Annotated in this window: 3 protein-coding genes and 1 pseudogene; 1 reads left to right on the top strand and 3 read right to left on the bottom strand. The window is 48.9% G+C overall.

The window, feature by feature from the left end; all coding sequences use genetic code 11:
• Positions 1 to 252: 252 nt before the first annotated feature.
• Positions 253 to 1,171 (bottom strand): annotated as a pseudogene (locus tag LPW36_RS09805) (ATP synthase subunit B family protein); the annotation flags it as partial.
• 238 nt (positions 1,172 to 1,409) lie between these two features.
• Here LPW36_RS09805 and caiE point away from each other — a divergent pair.
• The gene (caiE, locus tag LPW36_RS09800) at positions 1,410 to 2,009 is read left to right on the top strand and encodes a carnitine operon protein CaiE (protein ID WP_230609493.1); all 600 of its coding nucleotides are present in this window, start codon (positions 1,410 to 1,412) and stop codon (positions 2,007 to 2,009) included.
• Between the two features lie 529 nt (positions 2,010 to 2,538).
• Here the strand turns inward: caiE and LPW36_RS09795 are convergent.
• Together LPW36_RS09795 and LPW36_RS09790 are read right to left on the bottom strand one after the other, a co-directional pair.
• Complete coding sequence (locus tag LPW36_RS09795) at positions 2,539 to 13,731, bottom strand: autotransporter-associated beta strand repeat-containing protein (RefSeq protein ID WP_230609492.1); 11,193 nt, start codon at positions 13,729 to 13,731, stop codon at positions 2,539 to 2,541.
• Complete coding sequence (locus LPW36_RS09790) at positions 13,694 to 16,150, bottom strand: beta strand repeat-containing protein (protein ID WP_230609491.1); 2,457 nt, start codon at positions 16,148 to 16,150, stop codon at positions 13,694 to 13,696. Before LPW36_RS09790 ends, LPW36_RS09795 begins: the two co-directional genes overlap by 38 nt.
• Positions 16,151 to 16,462: the final 312 nt, after the last annotated feature.

Below are 16,462 nucleotides of genomic sequence, written 5' to 3'. Positions count from 1 at the left end.
TGCAAAATAGAACATAAAATAATACCGAGGCGATGAAGGAGCACAAACACAAAAATTACAATCTTAATTTGTGTCTCTCCGACAGCATGATGGCAAAAAAATTGAGATAAAATTTTTACTTATATCACCAGAATAAGAAACAGATGTCTAGCTGGTAGAAATAACAGGGATAGAATTATTATTTTATAAACAATATGTTAAGCTGAATTATTTTGCTAAATTGAATTATTGTCTTTATTTAACCTCATTAGATTATTTTTTATTCCAGTTGTCTAATCTCTCTTTCGGCGTTTTCCACTTCAACAACCGCTCAACCGCCGTATCCTCCGACAGGAATTGACGAACCAGTTGCAGGCATTCCATAACCTGTACCTTCTGCTGCTCATCAAGCGTTACCGCATCTGACTCTGCTTGGTGAAAAAACTGTTCCAGTCGTTTATCTTCCGTCCACTGAGCCATAATAGATTTCAGCTCGGTACGGCTGGCACTGCACGCCTCCTTTTCCCGATCTATTCGCTTCTTTTCCAGATATATAGCGTGTTCCAGCTCCCGTTGGATGCGCCACTCCTCAGCTTTGATTCTTGCCTCTTCTAACTGCTTTGAAATTAGCGGAACAGCCTCCTGCATAGACGAAATCATCTTAGGGATCTGACTAATCAATCCACACTGTTTTGTCTGCCGGAACTGGAGTAACCATTTTGCGGAAGAATAAGGCGAGTAAAGCTGCAACAGAAATCGTCCAGTAGGCAGAGTATGTTTCGATACATAAAGAAAAAGCTCGCTATTTCCCCCTCATATCCACCGCCCCATCTGTTCATCACGAACATAGCGATTTTTAACTTTTTTCGCTGGAACATATTCCATCATTTCAGCAAGATTAAACGCAAAATACATATCCCCGACACAAATAATACTTGGCGTATGAGGCCGCCATAAATTATCCCCTTTTTCCCAAAGCATCAAAGAATCGACTCAGGAACCCTATTGCACTATCAAATCCCGTATCTGAAACGTTGAGATCCAGTAATTTCTTTTTCACAAGCTTGTAATAGCCATCTTCTGTAACCGAGGAGATTGGCAGATACGTTTTGAGATCATTTATTAATCTATATCCATTTCCCGTAACAAGAGCTTGCTTCCGGGTTACTGAAGACGCTGACTTTGGTGCCATAATAATGGAGGGTCGCACTGATGTAGTGGTTGTAGTGGTTGTAGTGGTTGTAGTGGTTGTAGTGGTTGTAGTGGTCCACTAATGCCCGTTCATATCAATCCTTTCATCAAATGAATAATGCTACCCGACTCACCAATATTGAATGTCTTTCTTATATAACTCACTTATTTCTATAGTATTAAACGTACCGCTATTGTTGCTAAACCTTAGAGAAATTGACGTTCGTCAGGAGTCGCCGGTGAGTTTTTATTCATTTGAAGGATTAATACCTGTTGTTCACCCTGGTGCATATGTTCACCCTAGCGCTGTTCTTATTGGGGATGTCATTGTAGGTGATGGTGTCTATATTGGCCCTCATGCCTCCCTGCGGGGAGATTATGGTCGACTGATTCTGGAGGATGGTTCTAATCTTCAGGATAGCTGCATTATGCACGGCTATTGCGACAGAGATACCATTGTTCATTCATGCGGCCATATTGGACATGGTGCTATATTGCACGGTTGTATCATTGGTCGTGATGCGCTGGTAGGGATGAACAGCGTCATTATGGATGGCGCAATCATCGGCGAAGAGAGTATTGTTGGTGCCATGAGCTTTGTTAAAGCAGGGTTCATTGGTACGCGCAGGCAATTATTAATGGGAATTCCGGCAAAATATGTACGTGATGTTTCAGATGATGAACTCTACTGGAAGCGTCTGAATACGTTAGAATATCAGGACCTTGTTTCCCGCTCTCAGTTATCACTGCGCGAAGTGACACCTTTAGAACAGATGGAGCCTAATCGTCCCCGGCTGAAAGGGACTACGGAGGTTAAGCCTAAAGGGGAGATGATATAACACAATAAAGTTAGCATCATTACTGCAAATTTTACTCAATTCTTTATTTTCTCAGGCTATGCCATTATTTAGAGAGCGTTCCTTCTGACTGTATGGCAATCAGCAACCGTCGCGCCTGATGGAAACCCATCTGTTTCCACAGCTACTCCAGCAGGAAATCATTCAGTATGCCAACCGGCTACAAACAGAGTCCATAGTCTGATTTAACGGTCTGGCAGGAACAACTAAACCTGCACCTGAAAAAGAAATAGCGTCTGAACTGGCACTAACATTTGTGCCATGAGCCTGAATTTGTCCATCCGGCAAGGCTTTTCCACTGCCTGTCAGAGTTACCAGTTTTCTATATCGATTCGAATTAGTTAAAGTAGCAAAAAGCTGAGAGGAGGGGATTTTCTTTTATATATTCAATATATTAACGCAATTATTTTTATCACAATCTTTTATCGTTTTATCAATAACAGACGATAAAAAGGCCATTCTGCTCTTCCGCAAAATGACCTCTTTAGTAGCACCATAAAACTATCAATATTTACCAGACATAACGCACGCCAATCGCACCTTCCAGCTTCTGATAGTGGTCAAAATCGTCGGTTCCGCTAACATTTACCCAACCCTGCCAGCGTTGATTAAAGTTACCCTGAAGACCCAATTTCAGCTCACCGCGATCTTTTGGTACGTTTTCTTCAATATGCATACTATCAAGCGTTACCGTCGAGCTCTGGTTATGGTGCCACCAGTTAAGTTCTGCATAGGGTTGTACCCCATAAGCATCATCCAGAATATCATCGGACAGACGAACACCTAAACGGGTACTGTAAGCCCCATTATTCTGACCGCTTACCCGGGTATTACTGGAATCAGTGAACGTATCGGCAGTATAACGGCTATAGATAACCTGAGCCTGTGGCGTCAGACCCAATAAATGTTTCTCATTTTGTGGACTCAGCATCAGGCTATAACCTACCTCCAGCGATGAACTCCACAGATTAGAGTCATAGCTATCAGAGCGCTGGCCTTCACCCTTCACCTCATTATCGTACCAACCGTACTGCGTCCAGCTATCAACATAGAGTCCACTCTTACGTTGCGCATCGGCAAACCAGGTGGCATAGGCCCCCAGGTTAAAGCCATTAACCGAGCCGCTGGCGGAATGATGAACGCCATTCAAATCACTATTCCCGGTAGAGTCAGTATCTGCATTCCCCCAACTGCCCATTAGCCCAATTTGCAGACGTTGATTCTCTTGCTGGTAAGCGGCTATATCTGTACCAAACTGCACCAGACTGTAGTCGCCGCTCATATCCACATGGCCGTCAGCCGCTTTACTTTGGGTATGACCGCCGATAATACGCCCCCATGAGCTACCATCATTTTGGGTATATTGCGCCCCCTGACGGTCAAACAGCGTATGAATCTGCATCAGTGATGCCATTGACTGGTTGCCTAAATAGGCGCCACTCTCCGGTCGCCACTGTGGTGTATCGTTCCCTTCATCACTTATAGAGCGCAGATACCAGTTACCATCCGCCTGAGTTGGTAACCCCTGATTCAGGCTATATTCATAAGCACCGGCAACAACCCGATTGGCCAGGGTAAACTGTCCATTTGACTGTCCGCCAACGCGAATAATTTCAATACCGTTAACCGTAGCAGCGCCGTTTCCACCCGAGTTATTCACCACAACTCGGGTAGAACCGGATGTGTCTCCCTGCACCACCAGCTTATCGGTTGCTGAATTATCATCACCCAATACGGTGCTCAAAGTTAACAGACCGTTATTCCCCACATAGTTACCTTTCACCAGCAACTGACTGGCAGGTAATGGGCTGGCCATACGTAACTCACCGCTGTTAACCAACTGGCCGCCAACGGTAAACACACCCGCCGGGCTATTACTCATACCGGGTAATGCATCCGCAATTGCCAACAGACCGTGGTTCACCACATCTCCGGCAACGCTGCCGTAGCCACCCAATATGGCTCCTTCGGCAACAGAAACGGATGGCGTATTCGCCAGTGAGGCATTGTTCATCAGTACCAGACTACCGGCATTAACATTAGTTACACCACTATAGGTCTGATTTTGGTTAAAGATCAGTTGCCCCGGGCCTTGTTGTGTCACTATTCCGCTACCGCTAATAACGCCAGCGTAGCTGTAATCATCACTATGGTTAAATGTCAGTTGAGCATTATCAATAATGGTTCCCGCCACCCGACCGGTGGTACCACCATTGCCAAGCTGTAAGGTGCCTTCACTGATAGTCGTACTGCCGGTAAACGCATTATCACCGGTAAGTACCAACGTACCGCTGCCGGTTTTACTCAGGCTACCAAAACCATCAATAGCACCGCTGAATGTGCTATCCATACTGTTATTAGCAATAAGTTGAGCATTGCCCAGCGCCACATGACCTGAACCGGTCAGGTTATTCACATGCTGGTCAAAACTGTTCAGATCGAAGGTGGCCCCTTCACCGACATTTAGCTGTGAACTTTGAGCAATAATGTCAGTATGTCCCGCCAACAGTGTTCCGCCATTAATCAGGGTCGCACCGGTATAGAGGTTGGATTTAGACAGTTCCAGGGTTCCTGCTCCCGCCTTCGTCAGAGATTTACCATCCCATCCGGTAGCCGCATTAGCCACTTCATCCATGAGTAAGGCATCTAAATCAAAGTACTCATTCTGACCGGTAAGCGTAAAGTTTCCTATTGCTTTGGCCGGTAATCCGGTATGTGCCGCATACCAGCTTAATGCCAGACCAATATCAAAATGATAACCATCATTAATCGATGTAATAGACAGGTAATCAACCGGGCTTGTTGCACCGCCCGCGGTTCCGCTGGCAAAGCGCCCGGTTAAATTTCCCGGTGCCGATGTCTGAATAATGGTAAACAGACTATTGGCTAACTGGCTGGCGGTGGTAGTTTCCGGTGCGCTGTAACCCGCCACATTTATCACCGCAGCACTGCCAATATTGGCCGTACCGGCAGTAATTAGCGGAGGATTACCTCTGGCAACCACATCCAGTACGCCATCAATATTAAACTGGTTGCTGACATTCAGGGTGGCATTGGTGGCCAGTGAAGTGGTCGCCCCTGCTGCCGAATCGTAATTAACCGCGTTAAATGCGCCTTCCTGAGTCAGGTGTAATACCCCCTGATTCACAGACACATTTCCCTGACTGGAGTCATTGTGAGTTAACACGGCAATACCGCTACCGCTTTTAATCAGGCTACCGCTTCCGGTGAGTTGATTATTCAGTATGCTGGTTTGGGCAAAAGCCAGTTCCAGTTCAGCATTGTTCGTTATTGCATTCACCCCCAGTGCATTGCCCTGAGTACCAATCAGCCGTCCCTGTGTAATGGTAGTTCCCCCCGAATAGAAATTCATTCCACTCAGGATCAGGGATTCACTACCGGTTTTAATTAAACTACCATAGCCATTTATTGAACCGCCAAAGATGCTGGAGGCGTTACTGTTAGCCGTCAGGTCAGCATTCCCCAATACGATATTACCGGTACCCGACAGGTTATTAGTCTGTTGATCAAAACTATTCAGGTTAAGCGTGCCGTTATTACCGATAACCACATTGCTGCTATTAGCAAAGGCATTGGCTGCATCGGTACGTAACTGACCATTGTTAATCACTGTACTACCGGTATAGAAGTTTGCCGCAGAGAGAATCAGGGTACCTACCCCCTCTTTGGTCAGGCTTTTACCATCCCAGCCTGTTGCGGATGCAACGCTATTGGCTAATCCAATATCAATATTGAACGTGTCATTCTGATTAACCAGCGTAAAGGTACCATTCCCCAAATCGGCACCGGCTAACCAGGTTAAGCCAAAACCAACATTATAATCATTGTTATTCAGACTCTTCGCTGCATTAACGATTAGATAATCCGCAGAGCTGCTCGCACCATTCAGATCGATACTGTCAAAATCGCCGGTAATACCACCGGTAGTATGAATAATGGTAAACAGGCCGTTGGGTATTTCTGAGGCTTTATCAGGAATGCCGCTGGTATCAATCCCCACCACTTTCAAAGTTCCGCTTAGTGCCGCCGTTGATGCGGTAATCAACGGTTCGACAGAACCTAATCTGACGCCCAGAGTAGCATTACTCTGTTGTGTTAATGCACCGCTCAGATTCAGTGAAGCATTCGTCGCCAATTCCAGAGCGCTACCGCTGGTCGTGATCAGACTGCCAGCATTAAAGACATCACTTTGCCCCAGAGTTAAGGTACCGGCATTAATATTTACCGATCCCTGAGAAGAGCCCAGCGCGTTTAAAGTGGCATTTCCTGCCCCGGATTTCACCAGATTGCCGCCACCGCTGAGTACATTTGCCAGCGTACTGTCACCGGCAAAATCCAGCTGTAATATGCTATTGTTGGTCAGGGTACCCGTACCTAACGCGCCACCCTGAGTGACTTTCAGGGTACCCGCAGTAATAGTACTTCCACCGCTATAGCCACTCTGTCCACTCAGGGTCAGCTCGCCGGTACCGGTTTTAATCAAACTACCCGCGCCATTGATATCGCCGCTAAACAAAGTATTGCTACTGTTATTGGCCGTCAGGGCTGCACTGCCCAAATTGATATGACCGGTTCCACTCAGATTATTCGCCTGTTGAGCAAAACCATTCAATGCCAGTGTGCCGTTACTGGCGATATTCACATTGCTACTGGTCGCAAATGCATCAGCAATACCGGTCTGTAAGGTACCATTATTAATCAGGGTACTACCGGTATAAGTGTTGAGTGAAGAGAGTTGTAACGTACCCAGCCCTTCTTTAGTCAGGCTGTGACCATCCCATCCGCTGCTAAAAATACCGCTCTGGTCTGCCAGTACTACATCCACATTAAAGCGGTCTGAATCATTGGTCAGTGTGAAGGTACCGTTACCTAAGCTATCACCAGCCTCCCAGGTCAGGCTAAAACCTACGTTGTAATCAAGACCGTTAACGACTTGGCTTGCCAGTTGTAAATAATCTGCGCTATTGGTCGCACCACCCAGGCTCACATGACTGAAATCACCGGTGATACCGCCAGTAGTATGGATAATCGTAAACTGCGTATTGACCAGCTCGCTGGCATTAGTTGGCGCACTGGTGGTAAAGCCACTAATATTCAGCGTACCATCCAATAGCGCGGTATTGGCTGTAATCGTCGGTGGTGTGATTCCCAGAGCTACATCAAGGGTTGCACCACTATTTTGAGTTAAGGCCCCGCTGATATTAATCCGAGTGTTATTCGTTATTGCTGTGGTTGCTCCGGTTGCCGTATTCAGGCTACCGGCAGCAAAAGTATCGCCTTGTGCCAGGGTTAAGGTTCCGCCATCCACATTAACGGAGCCCTGAGAAGAGCCTGCACCACTCAGCGTTGCATTACCGCTACCCACTTTTACCAGATTACCACTGCCTGCCAGACTGTTAGCCAGTGTACTATTCGCCAGAAAATCGAGTAGAAGTATGCTGTTATTCGTAACGGTACCACTACCTAACACACCCCCTGACATGGCTTTCAATGTGCCTGCGCTGACAGTACTGCCGCCGCTATAACTACTCAGTCCATCCAGAGTTAATATCCCTATCCCGGTTTTAATTAAACTTCCGGTACCACCAATATCTCCGCTAAAAGTGGTATTGGTGCTGTTACTGGCGGTGAGGGCTGCACTACCTAACTTAATATGGCCGGTTCCGCTCAGGTTATTGGCCTGTTGAGCAAAGTTATTCAGATCCAGCGTGGCGCCACCGGCGACCGTCACATCGCTGCTGGTGGCAAAAGCATTGGCGATCCCTGCCTGTAAGGTGCCGCCATTAATCAACGTACTGCCGGTGTAGGTGTTCACCGAGGAGAGTTGTAATGTGCCCAGCCCGGCTTTGGTCAGGCTCTTGCCGTCCCAGTTGCTGGTAAATGGCCCGGTTTGATCCGCCAGCACCACATCCACATTAAACAGGTCACCGGCACTGGCTAAGGTAAAGGTACCGTTACCCAGCGCAGTACCCGCCAGCCAGGTCAGGCCAAAGCCCACATTATAGTCGGCGTTATTCACCACCCGACCTGCCAGAGTCAGATAGTCCACACTGCTGGCGGCGCCGCCCAGACTCACGGAGCTGAAGTCGCCGGTGATGCCGCCCGTTCCGGTGGTATGGATAACGGTAAATTCCGTATTGGCTAAGGCGCTGGCACTGGTTGGTGCCGTGGTGGTAAAGCCGGTGATATTCAGGGCTCCGTCTAAGGTTGCCGTATCGGCAACGATCACCGGCTGAACGCTGCCCACCGCCACATTCAGCGTGGCATTGGCATTCTGAGTTAGTGCGCCGCTCAGGTTTAGCGAGGAATCGGCGGCCACGGAAGTAATTGCAGCATCCGCGGTAGTTAAACTACTGCCGTTAAACACTCCGCTTTGGGCAAAGTTCAGCGTGCCCTGATTAACGTTAACCGCTCCCTGCGTTGACCCTGTTCCGGTCAGCGTCGCAACCCCGGCGCCAGTTTTGGTCAGGCTGCCGCTGCCGCTTAACACATTGCTTAAGGTGCTATTGGTGACTAAGTTCAGTTCCAGCGTAGCCCCATTATCAACGGTACCGGTTCCCAGTGCGTTGCCCTGTGTGGCCACCAGCGTACCGCTACTGATGGTGGTTCCCCCCAGATAGGTATTGGCACCGCTTAAGATCAGGGTACCGCTTCCGGATTTAGTCAGGCTACCGGTACCATCAATCACCCCACTAAAGATGGTATTGGCACTGTTACTGGCGGTAAGGGCTGCGCTGCCCAGCAGAATACTGCCCCCGCCGGACAAGTTATTGGCCTGTTGAGCAAAGTCGTTCAGATCCAGCGTTGCGCCACCGGCGACCGTCACATCGCTGCTGGTGGCAAAGGCATTGGCAATACCCGCCTGTAAGGTGCCGCCATTAATCAACGTACTGCCGGTGTAGGTGTTCACCGAGGAGAGTTGTAACGTGCCCAGTCCGGCTTTGGTCAGGCTCTTGCCGTCCCAGTTGCTGGTAAATGGCCCGGTTTGATCCGCCAGCACCACATCCACATTAAACAGGTCACCGGCATTGGTCAGGGTAAAGGTACCGTTACCCAGTGCAGTACCCGCCAGCCAGGTCAGGCCAAAGCCCACATTATAGTCGGCGTTATTCACCACCCGACCGGCCAGAGTCAGGTAGTCCACACTGCTGGCGGCGCCGCCCAGACTCACGGAGCTAAAGTCGCCGGTGATGCCGCCCGTTCCGGTGGTATGGATAACGGTAAATTCCGTATTGGTTAAGGCGCTGGCACTGGTTGGTACCGTGGTGGTAAAGCCGGTGATATTCAGGGCTCCGTCTAAGGCTGCCGTATCCGCAACGATCACCGGCTGAACGCTGCCCACCGCCACATTCAGCGTGGCATTGGCATTTTGGGTTAACGCCCCGCTCAGATTCAGTGAAGCATCGGCGGCCACGGAGGTGATGGCATTATTGGCAGTAATCAGATTGCTGCCGTTAAACACCCCGTTCTGGGCAAAGTTCAGCGTGCCCTGATTAACGTTAATTGCCCCCTGCGTTGACCCTGTTCCGGTCAGCGTCGCAACCCCGGCGCCAGTTTTGGTCAGGCTGCCGCTGCCGCTTAATACATTGCTTAAGGTGCTATTGGTGGCAAAGTTCAGTTCCAGCGCTGCACTATTATCAACGGTACCGCTTCCCAGTGCATTGCCCTGTGTGGCCACCAGCGTACCGCTGCTGATGGTACTGCCGCCCTGATAGGTATTAGCACCGCTTAAGGTCAGCGTACCAGTACCGGATTTAGTCAGGCTACCGGTACCATCAATCACCCCACTAAAGATGGTATTGGCACTGTTACTGGCGGTAAGGGCTGCGCTGCCCAGCAGAATACTGCCCCCGCCGGACAAGTTATTGGCCTGTTGAGCAAAGTCGTTCAGATCCAGCGTTGCGCCACCGGCGACCGTCACATCGCTGCTGGTGGCAAAGGCATTGGCGATACCCGCCTGTAAGGTGCCGCCATTAATCAACGTACTGCCGGTGTAGGTGTTCACCGAGGAGAGTTGTAACGTGCCTAGTCCGGCTTTGGTCAGGCTCTTGCCGTCCCAGTTGCTGGTAAATGGCCCGGTTTGATCCGCCAGCACCACATCCACATTAAACAGGTCACCGGCATTGGTCAGGGTAAAGGTACCGTTACCCAGAGCGCTGCCCGCCAGCCAGGTCAGGCCAAAGCCCACATTATAGTCGGCGTTATTCACCACCCTACCGGCTAACGTCAGATAGTCTACGCTGCTGGTGGCGCCGCCCAGACTCACGGAGCTAAAGTCGCCGGTGATGCCGCCCGTTCCGGTGGTATGGATAACGGTAAATTCAGTATTGGTTAACGCGCTGGCACTGGTTGGTGCCGTGGTGGTAAAGCCGGTGATATTCAGGGCTCCGTCTAAGGCTGCCGTATCCGCAGCGATCACCGGCTGAACGCTGCCCACCGCCACATTCAAGGTGGCGGTGGCATTTTGGGTTAACGCCCCGCTCAGATTCAGTGAAGCATCGGCAGCAATGGAGGTGATGGCATTGTTGGCAGTAATCAGGTTGCTGCCGTTAAACACCCCGTTCTGGACAAAGTTCAGCGTGCCCTGATTAACGTTAATTGCCCCCTGCGTTGAACCCGTGCCGGTCAGCGTCGCAACCCCGGTACCGGTTTTGGTCAGGCTGCCGCTACCGCTTAATACATTGCTTAAGGTGCTATTGGTGGCAAAGTTCAGTTCCAGCGCTGCACTATTATCAACGGTACCGGTTCCCAGTGCATTGCCCTGTGTGGCCACCAGCGTACCGCTGCTGATGGTACTGCCGCCCTGATAGGTATTGGCACCGTTTAAGGTCAGCGTACCAGTACCGGTTTTCATCAGGCTACCGGTACCATCAATCACCCCACTAAAGATGGTATTGGCGCTGTTACTGGCGGTAAGGGCTGCACTGCCCAGCAGAATGCTTCCCCCGCCGGACAAGTTATTGGCCTGTTGAGCAAAGTCGTTCAGATCCAGCGTTGCGCCACCGGCGACCGTCACATCGCTGCTGGTGGCAAAAGCATTGGCGATACCGGTTTGCAAGGTGCCTGCATTAATCTGCGTGCTGCCGGTATAGGTATTTGCAGAAGAGAGCAGTAAAGTTCCTAGCCCTTCTTTCGTCAGGCTCTTACCATCCCAACCGCTACTGAAGGTGCCGGTTTGATCTGCCAGCACCACATCCACATTGAAATTGTCTGAAGCATTAGTCAGGGTAAAAATGCCATTGCCTGAAGCATCACCGGCTTCCCAGGTCAGGCCAAAGCCAACGTTATAATCAAGGCCATTCACTACTTTTGCCGCCAGTGTCAGATAATCCACGTTACTGGTCGCGCCGCCCAGATTAAGGCCGCTAAAGTCACCGCTGATACCGCCGGTAGTATGAATAATCGTAAACTGAGTACCGGCCAGTTCACTGGCGCTGGTGAGCGTGCCGGTGGTAAAGCCGGTGATGTTCAGTGTTCCGTCCAGCGCCGCACTATCGGCGCTAATAATTGGATCGGTGCTATCGCCCAGTGCCACATTTAACGACGCACCGCTGTTTTGAGTTAAAGCACCACTCAGTTCTACCGTTGTCCCTTCAGCGACATCGATTACTGCACCATCAGCCGTACTCAAATCACCGGCAGAGAACACATCGCCCAGTGCCAGCGTTAACGTTCCTTCGTTAACATCAACCTCATTTTGTGAGGAGCCCGCCCCCGTCAGCGTCGCTTTACCGCTGCCAGATTTCACCAGATTACCGGTACCGCTCAGAATATTAGATACCACACTGTCGCTGGCAAAATTCAGTTCAAGAGTCGCATTATTGGTGATACCACTGCTGCCCAGCGCGTCACCCTGGGTGGCTTTTAACCGCCCGGCGCTGATGGTAGTACCATTGCTGTAACTATTTGTGCCACTTAGAGTAAAGGTACCGATTCCTGATTTAATCAGGCTGCCGCTGCCATCGATATTGCCACCAAAGGTAGTATCTGCACTGTTATTTGCAGTTAATGCGGCGGTACCCAAAATAATATGACCGGTTCCGCTTAAGTTATTTGCCTGTTGTGCAAAGTTGTTGAGGTTCAATGTTGCGCCATTAGCAACATTGATATCACTACTGTCAGCAAAGGCATTTACCACACCGGCCAATAAGATGCCTTGATTAATTAATGTGCTGCCGGTGTAGGTATTCACTGAAGAGAGTTGCAGAGTTCCCAGCCCCTCTTTGGTCAGGGTTTTACCATCCCAACCGCTGGTAAATGGCCCGGTTTGATCGGCAAGAATCACATCAACATTGAAATTGTCGTCGCTTTCCGCCAGCGTAAAGACACCATTACCCAGTGAAGTTCCCTCCAGCCAGGTCAGACCAAAGCCCACACTATAATCCACTCCATTGACAATATGCCCGGCCAGAGTGAGGTAGTCCACTGAACTGCTGGCACCGCCCAAACTCACCGTGCTGAAATCACCGGTAATACCATTGGTGGTATGAATAACATTCCATTTCACCGTTTCCAGTTCACTGGCCTGAGCCGGAACATCAACAGTGTCTAATCCCGCAACATTTAATGCACCATCTAATGCTGCGCTATCTGCGGTAATGAGCGGGTTGACGGTACCTAATGTGACATTCAGCGTTGCATCGCTATTTTGAGTCAGTGCTCCGGAAAGATTAAGAGAGGAATTCAGCCCCAGTTCAGTAGTTGCATCGGTATCCGTTGTCAAACTGGTGGCGGTAAACGCCCCATTTTGCGCCAGCGTTAAACTCCCTTCATTAACGCTTACCGCGCCCTGAGAAGAACCTACGCCGGTCAAAGTGGCATTACCGGTGCCGGTTTTAACTAAACTACCGCTGCCGCTAAGAATATTAGACAAGGCGTTATCAGCGGTAAAGTTTAACTCCAGAGTACCACTATTGGCGATACTGCCTGTACCCAACGCTCCGCCCTGAGTGTTTTTCAAAGTACCACTACTGATGGTAGTACCGCCGCTATACTGGCTTAACCCACTTAATGTTAGTTGATTGGCGCCTGATTTAATCAGGCTTCCGCTACCGTTGATATCACCGCTAAAAACCGTATCTACACTGCTGTTTACCGTTAATGCACCAGACCCCAGAGTAATGTGACCACTACCGGCCAGATTATTCGCCTGCTGGGCAAGGCCATTCAGATCCAGCGTGGCATTACCGGCGATATTCACATTACTACTGGTGGCAAAAGCATTAGCAATGCCTGTCTGCAAAGTGCCCCCATTAATCAGGGTGCTGCCGGTATAGGTATTCGCAGAGGAGAGTTGTAGGGTTCCCAACCCCTCTTTAGTCAGGGAGTTACCATCCCAGCCGCTGGTGAATGGCCCGGTTTGATCGGCCAGTACCACATCCACATTAAACAGATCGCTGGCATCGGTCAGCGTAAAGGTACCATTACCCAGCGCGCCACCGGCCAACCAGGCCAACTGGAGAGCAACATTATAATCCACGCCATTAACCACCCGGCCTGCCAGCGTCAGGTAATCCACATTGCTGGTCGCACCGTTCAAATCAACAGAGGAAAAGTCGCCGGTAATACCGTTAGCCGTGTGGATAATGGTAAACTCCGTATCCGACAGTGCGCTGGCACTGCCTGGGGCGCTGGCGTTGATGCCGCTAACTAGCAACGGCAGAGCTGCCAATTGAACCGGCATTAGTTAAACGCAATACCCCCGTGGAAACTTTGGTACCACCGGTATGCGTACTTGTCCCCGTTAGGGTAAAAGTACCGGCCCCTGTTTTAGTCAGTAAACCAATGCCGCTAAACGCATTGTCGGTAGCAATATCAAAACCATTAGAATCAACGGTTCCGCCGCCGCTCAACAAGGCTAATCCTGTTGCACCAAAGCCGCTGATAAACGCATTATTACTGGCGGTTGCTTTTAGTATTCCACCATCGAAATTGACCTGACCTGAACCGGTACCCGAAAGTGTATTGGTTAACAGCGTACCGGAACTGCTAACATTCAGTATCCCGGTTCCTGCTGTTCCCACACTGGTTGCCACACGAGATTTTAACGTTGAGCCAGAACCGCTCACCGTTAACGCGCTGCCATTACTGATTTGCGCGCTGGAACTTTCGACGGTATTGCCACCATTAATCAATAGTGAACCACCGGTGACCTGAATATTTGAGCTGACATCTCCGGTAAGATTGACATTACCCGCCAGGGTTAAGGTTCCGCTATTTTGCTTCAGCAGAGAGCCTGTGCCGGTAATGGTGCCTGAGTAAACGCCGTTAGCCGTATTGTTTACCGTTAACGTGGTGCTGTTATTAGCACCCATGGTTATCGCACCCGCTGCGTTACCGTTAAGATTTTTCAGCGTCTGGTTTAAGCCATTCAGATCAAAAAAACCACCATTAACCTGCAAGCCGCTGCTGCTGGCAATCATATTGATAATACCGGCCTGCAATGTGCCGCTATTGATAGTAGTACCGCCGGTAACGGTCTGTGCTTTTGTCAGGGTCGTGGTTCCTGAACCTGACTGTGCTAATGCTCCGGTACCACTGACAACACCGGTATAGGCACTATTATCGCTGCGATTAAACACCACGGTGCCGCTATTCGTGATGTTACTGCCGATGTTTCCTCCGGTGCCGCTACCGTTGTCCCCAATCTGAAGTATGCCGCTGCTGTTTGATACGTTGACCAGACCGGTATAGCTCCCCTGCCCGGTAACCGTTAATGTACCGCCATTATTCTTCACCAGGCTGGTATTGGTGCCAGCAAGTACTGAGCCAGAGTCTACAATCAACGAGTTCTGCCCCGTTCCATCAAACTGAATAGCGGTAGTGCCATTACCACTGGCATTCAGCGTTCCGGTAAGTTGCAGAGAGACATTATTATTGGTGGTGTTTTTGATATTACCGTTAAGCTGCGCGCCGCTGCCAATGGCCAGCAGACCACCACTTAGCGTCCAGTTTTGTGTACCGGTATTGGTCAGCGTCCAACTGCTGTTTTCCTGTTTATCAAACAGCACAAAGTGACGATATTGCGTTGAGTTACCAATCAGAGAGAGATTAAAACTGTCGGAGCCGGTGTCTCCTCCTAATGCCAGCAGATCGTTTCCACCACCTGCATCAACAAATCCGGTAATCACTGAGCCTGGCTCTAAAATCAGCGTATCGGCCGTATTCGACCAGAACATCGCCCCCAAACCGGAGGTATTTTGAATAGTACCGGCATTACGCACGGTAATTGCCGCATTAGAGTTGATTGCCCAGTCAGAACCACTTGCTGCTGTGGAAATCAATCCCCGGTTAATAATATTGGCTGTGCCATACAGCTGCATGGTGCGCGAAGTAGAACTGATGGTACCGCCCACTTCGTTAGTAATATTAATGGTGCCAGCGTTGTTCCAGATAGCGTAATTATTACCGGTGGATATTGTGCCGTAGTTATCGATAGTGGTGTTGTTTCCGGAAATGTTTAACGGAATACCACTGGTTGAAGAAATGGTAGCACCGACACTATTATTAATAATATAAGTACTTGTTTCGGTTAAATTTAGCGTTTCACTATTGATTGAACTAATGGTGCCTGCATTATTCAGTATTAAGTTCGTGTTATTAACACTGCTTTCTATGGTATTGGCTGAACCATTGGTTGAATTATTGACCAGTACACCATTATTAGTAATTAAATAGTTTCCACTGGTTCTCAACCCAATTAAGTCTACAGAGCCTACTCCCGCAGGAACGGAAGCATTTCCCGCATTGGTTAATGACCAACTGGTATTGCTGGGCGCGGTGGCCTGAATACCGGTGAAGGTTGCACCGGAATAGACAAAACTGCCGCCAGAGTTAATCACTAATGCAGTGTTATTTCCGGTATAGGTCAGTAAGCCTGTAAAACTGCTGTCCAGGGTTAAGGTGCTTCCGTCAGTACTGATCGTACAGTTGCCCGTTTCTGGCGTAGTCACTGAGCCACCCGTGGCACCGCAGGAAGCATTAGCTCCGTTTGAAATCAGCCCCATAACTAATAATGGAAAAGCTCTGTATAAACTAACAACTAACGGAGAAAGTTTATATTCAGGATGCCCACTCTTTTTATTTATAAATAACGGTGCCATACCATATTATTCCACTGAACTATTTTATATTCATAAGTATTGTTCAGTTCTTGAAAAATTAAATATCCACACACAAAATTAAGTTTTTTTATTTAGCAACAAAAGGTTAAAAATCATTTCATGTTGATAAATATAGACTTAATAAATCAGAAAACAAAAAATATAATTTACTCAAAGCATTAAAAGGAAAAGGCTCACATAAAAAAACAATAAAATCACATAAAAAACAAGTATTCATTAAATAAAATAGTGAAATAAATATTAAAACAAAATAAATTAGCCAATTAAAACAACAACATCAAAAATAACCAA

This window comes from Limnobaculum eriocheiris, from assembly GCF_021010575.1.
Lineage (GTDB): Bacteria > Pseudomonadota > Gammaproteobacteria > Enterobacterales > Enterobacteriaceae > Limnobaculum > Limnobaculum eriocheiris.
This window is presented reverse-complemented; position numbering and strand designations above follow the sequence as displayed.

Excerpts from the sequence above, each read along its gene's own strand:
- LPW36_RS09790 (WP_230609491.1), bottom strand. The coding sequence starts at position 16,150 with ATGGCACCGTTATTTATAAATAAAAAGAGTGGGCATCCTGAATATAAA.
- LPW36_RS09795 (WP_230609492.1), bottom strand. The coding sequence starts at position 13,731 with ATGCCGGTTCAATTGGCAGCTCTGCCGTTGCTAGTTAGCGGCATCAAC.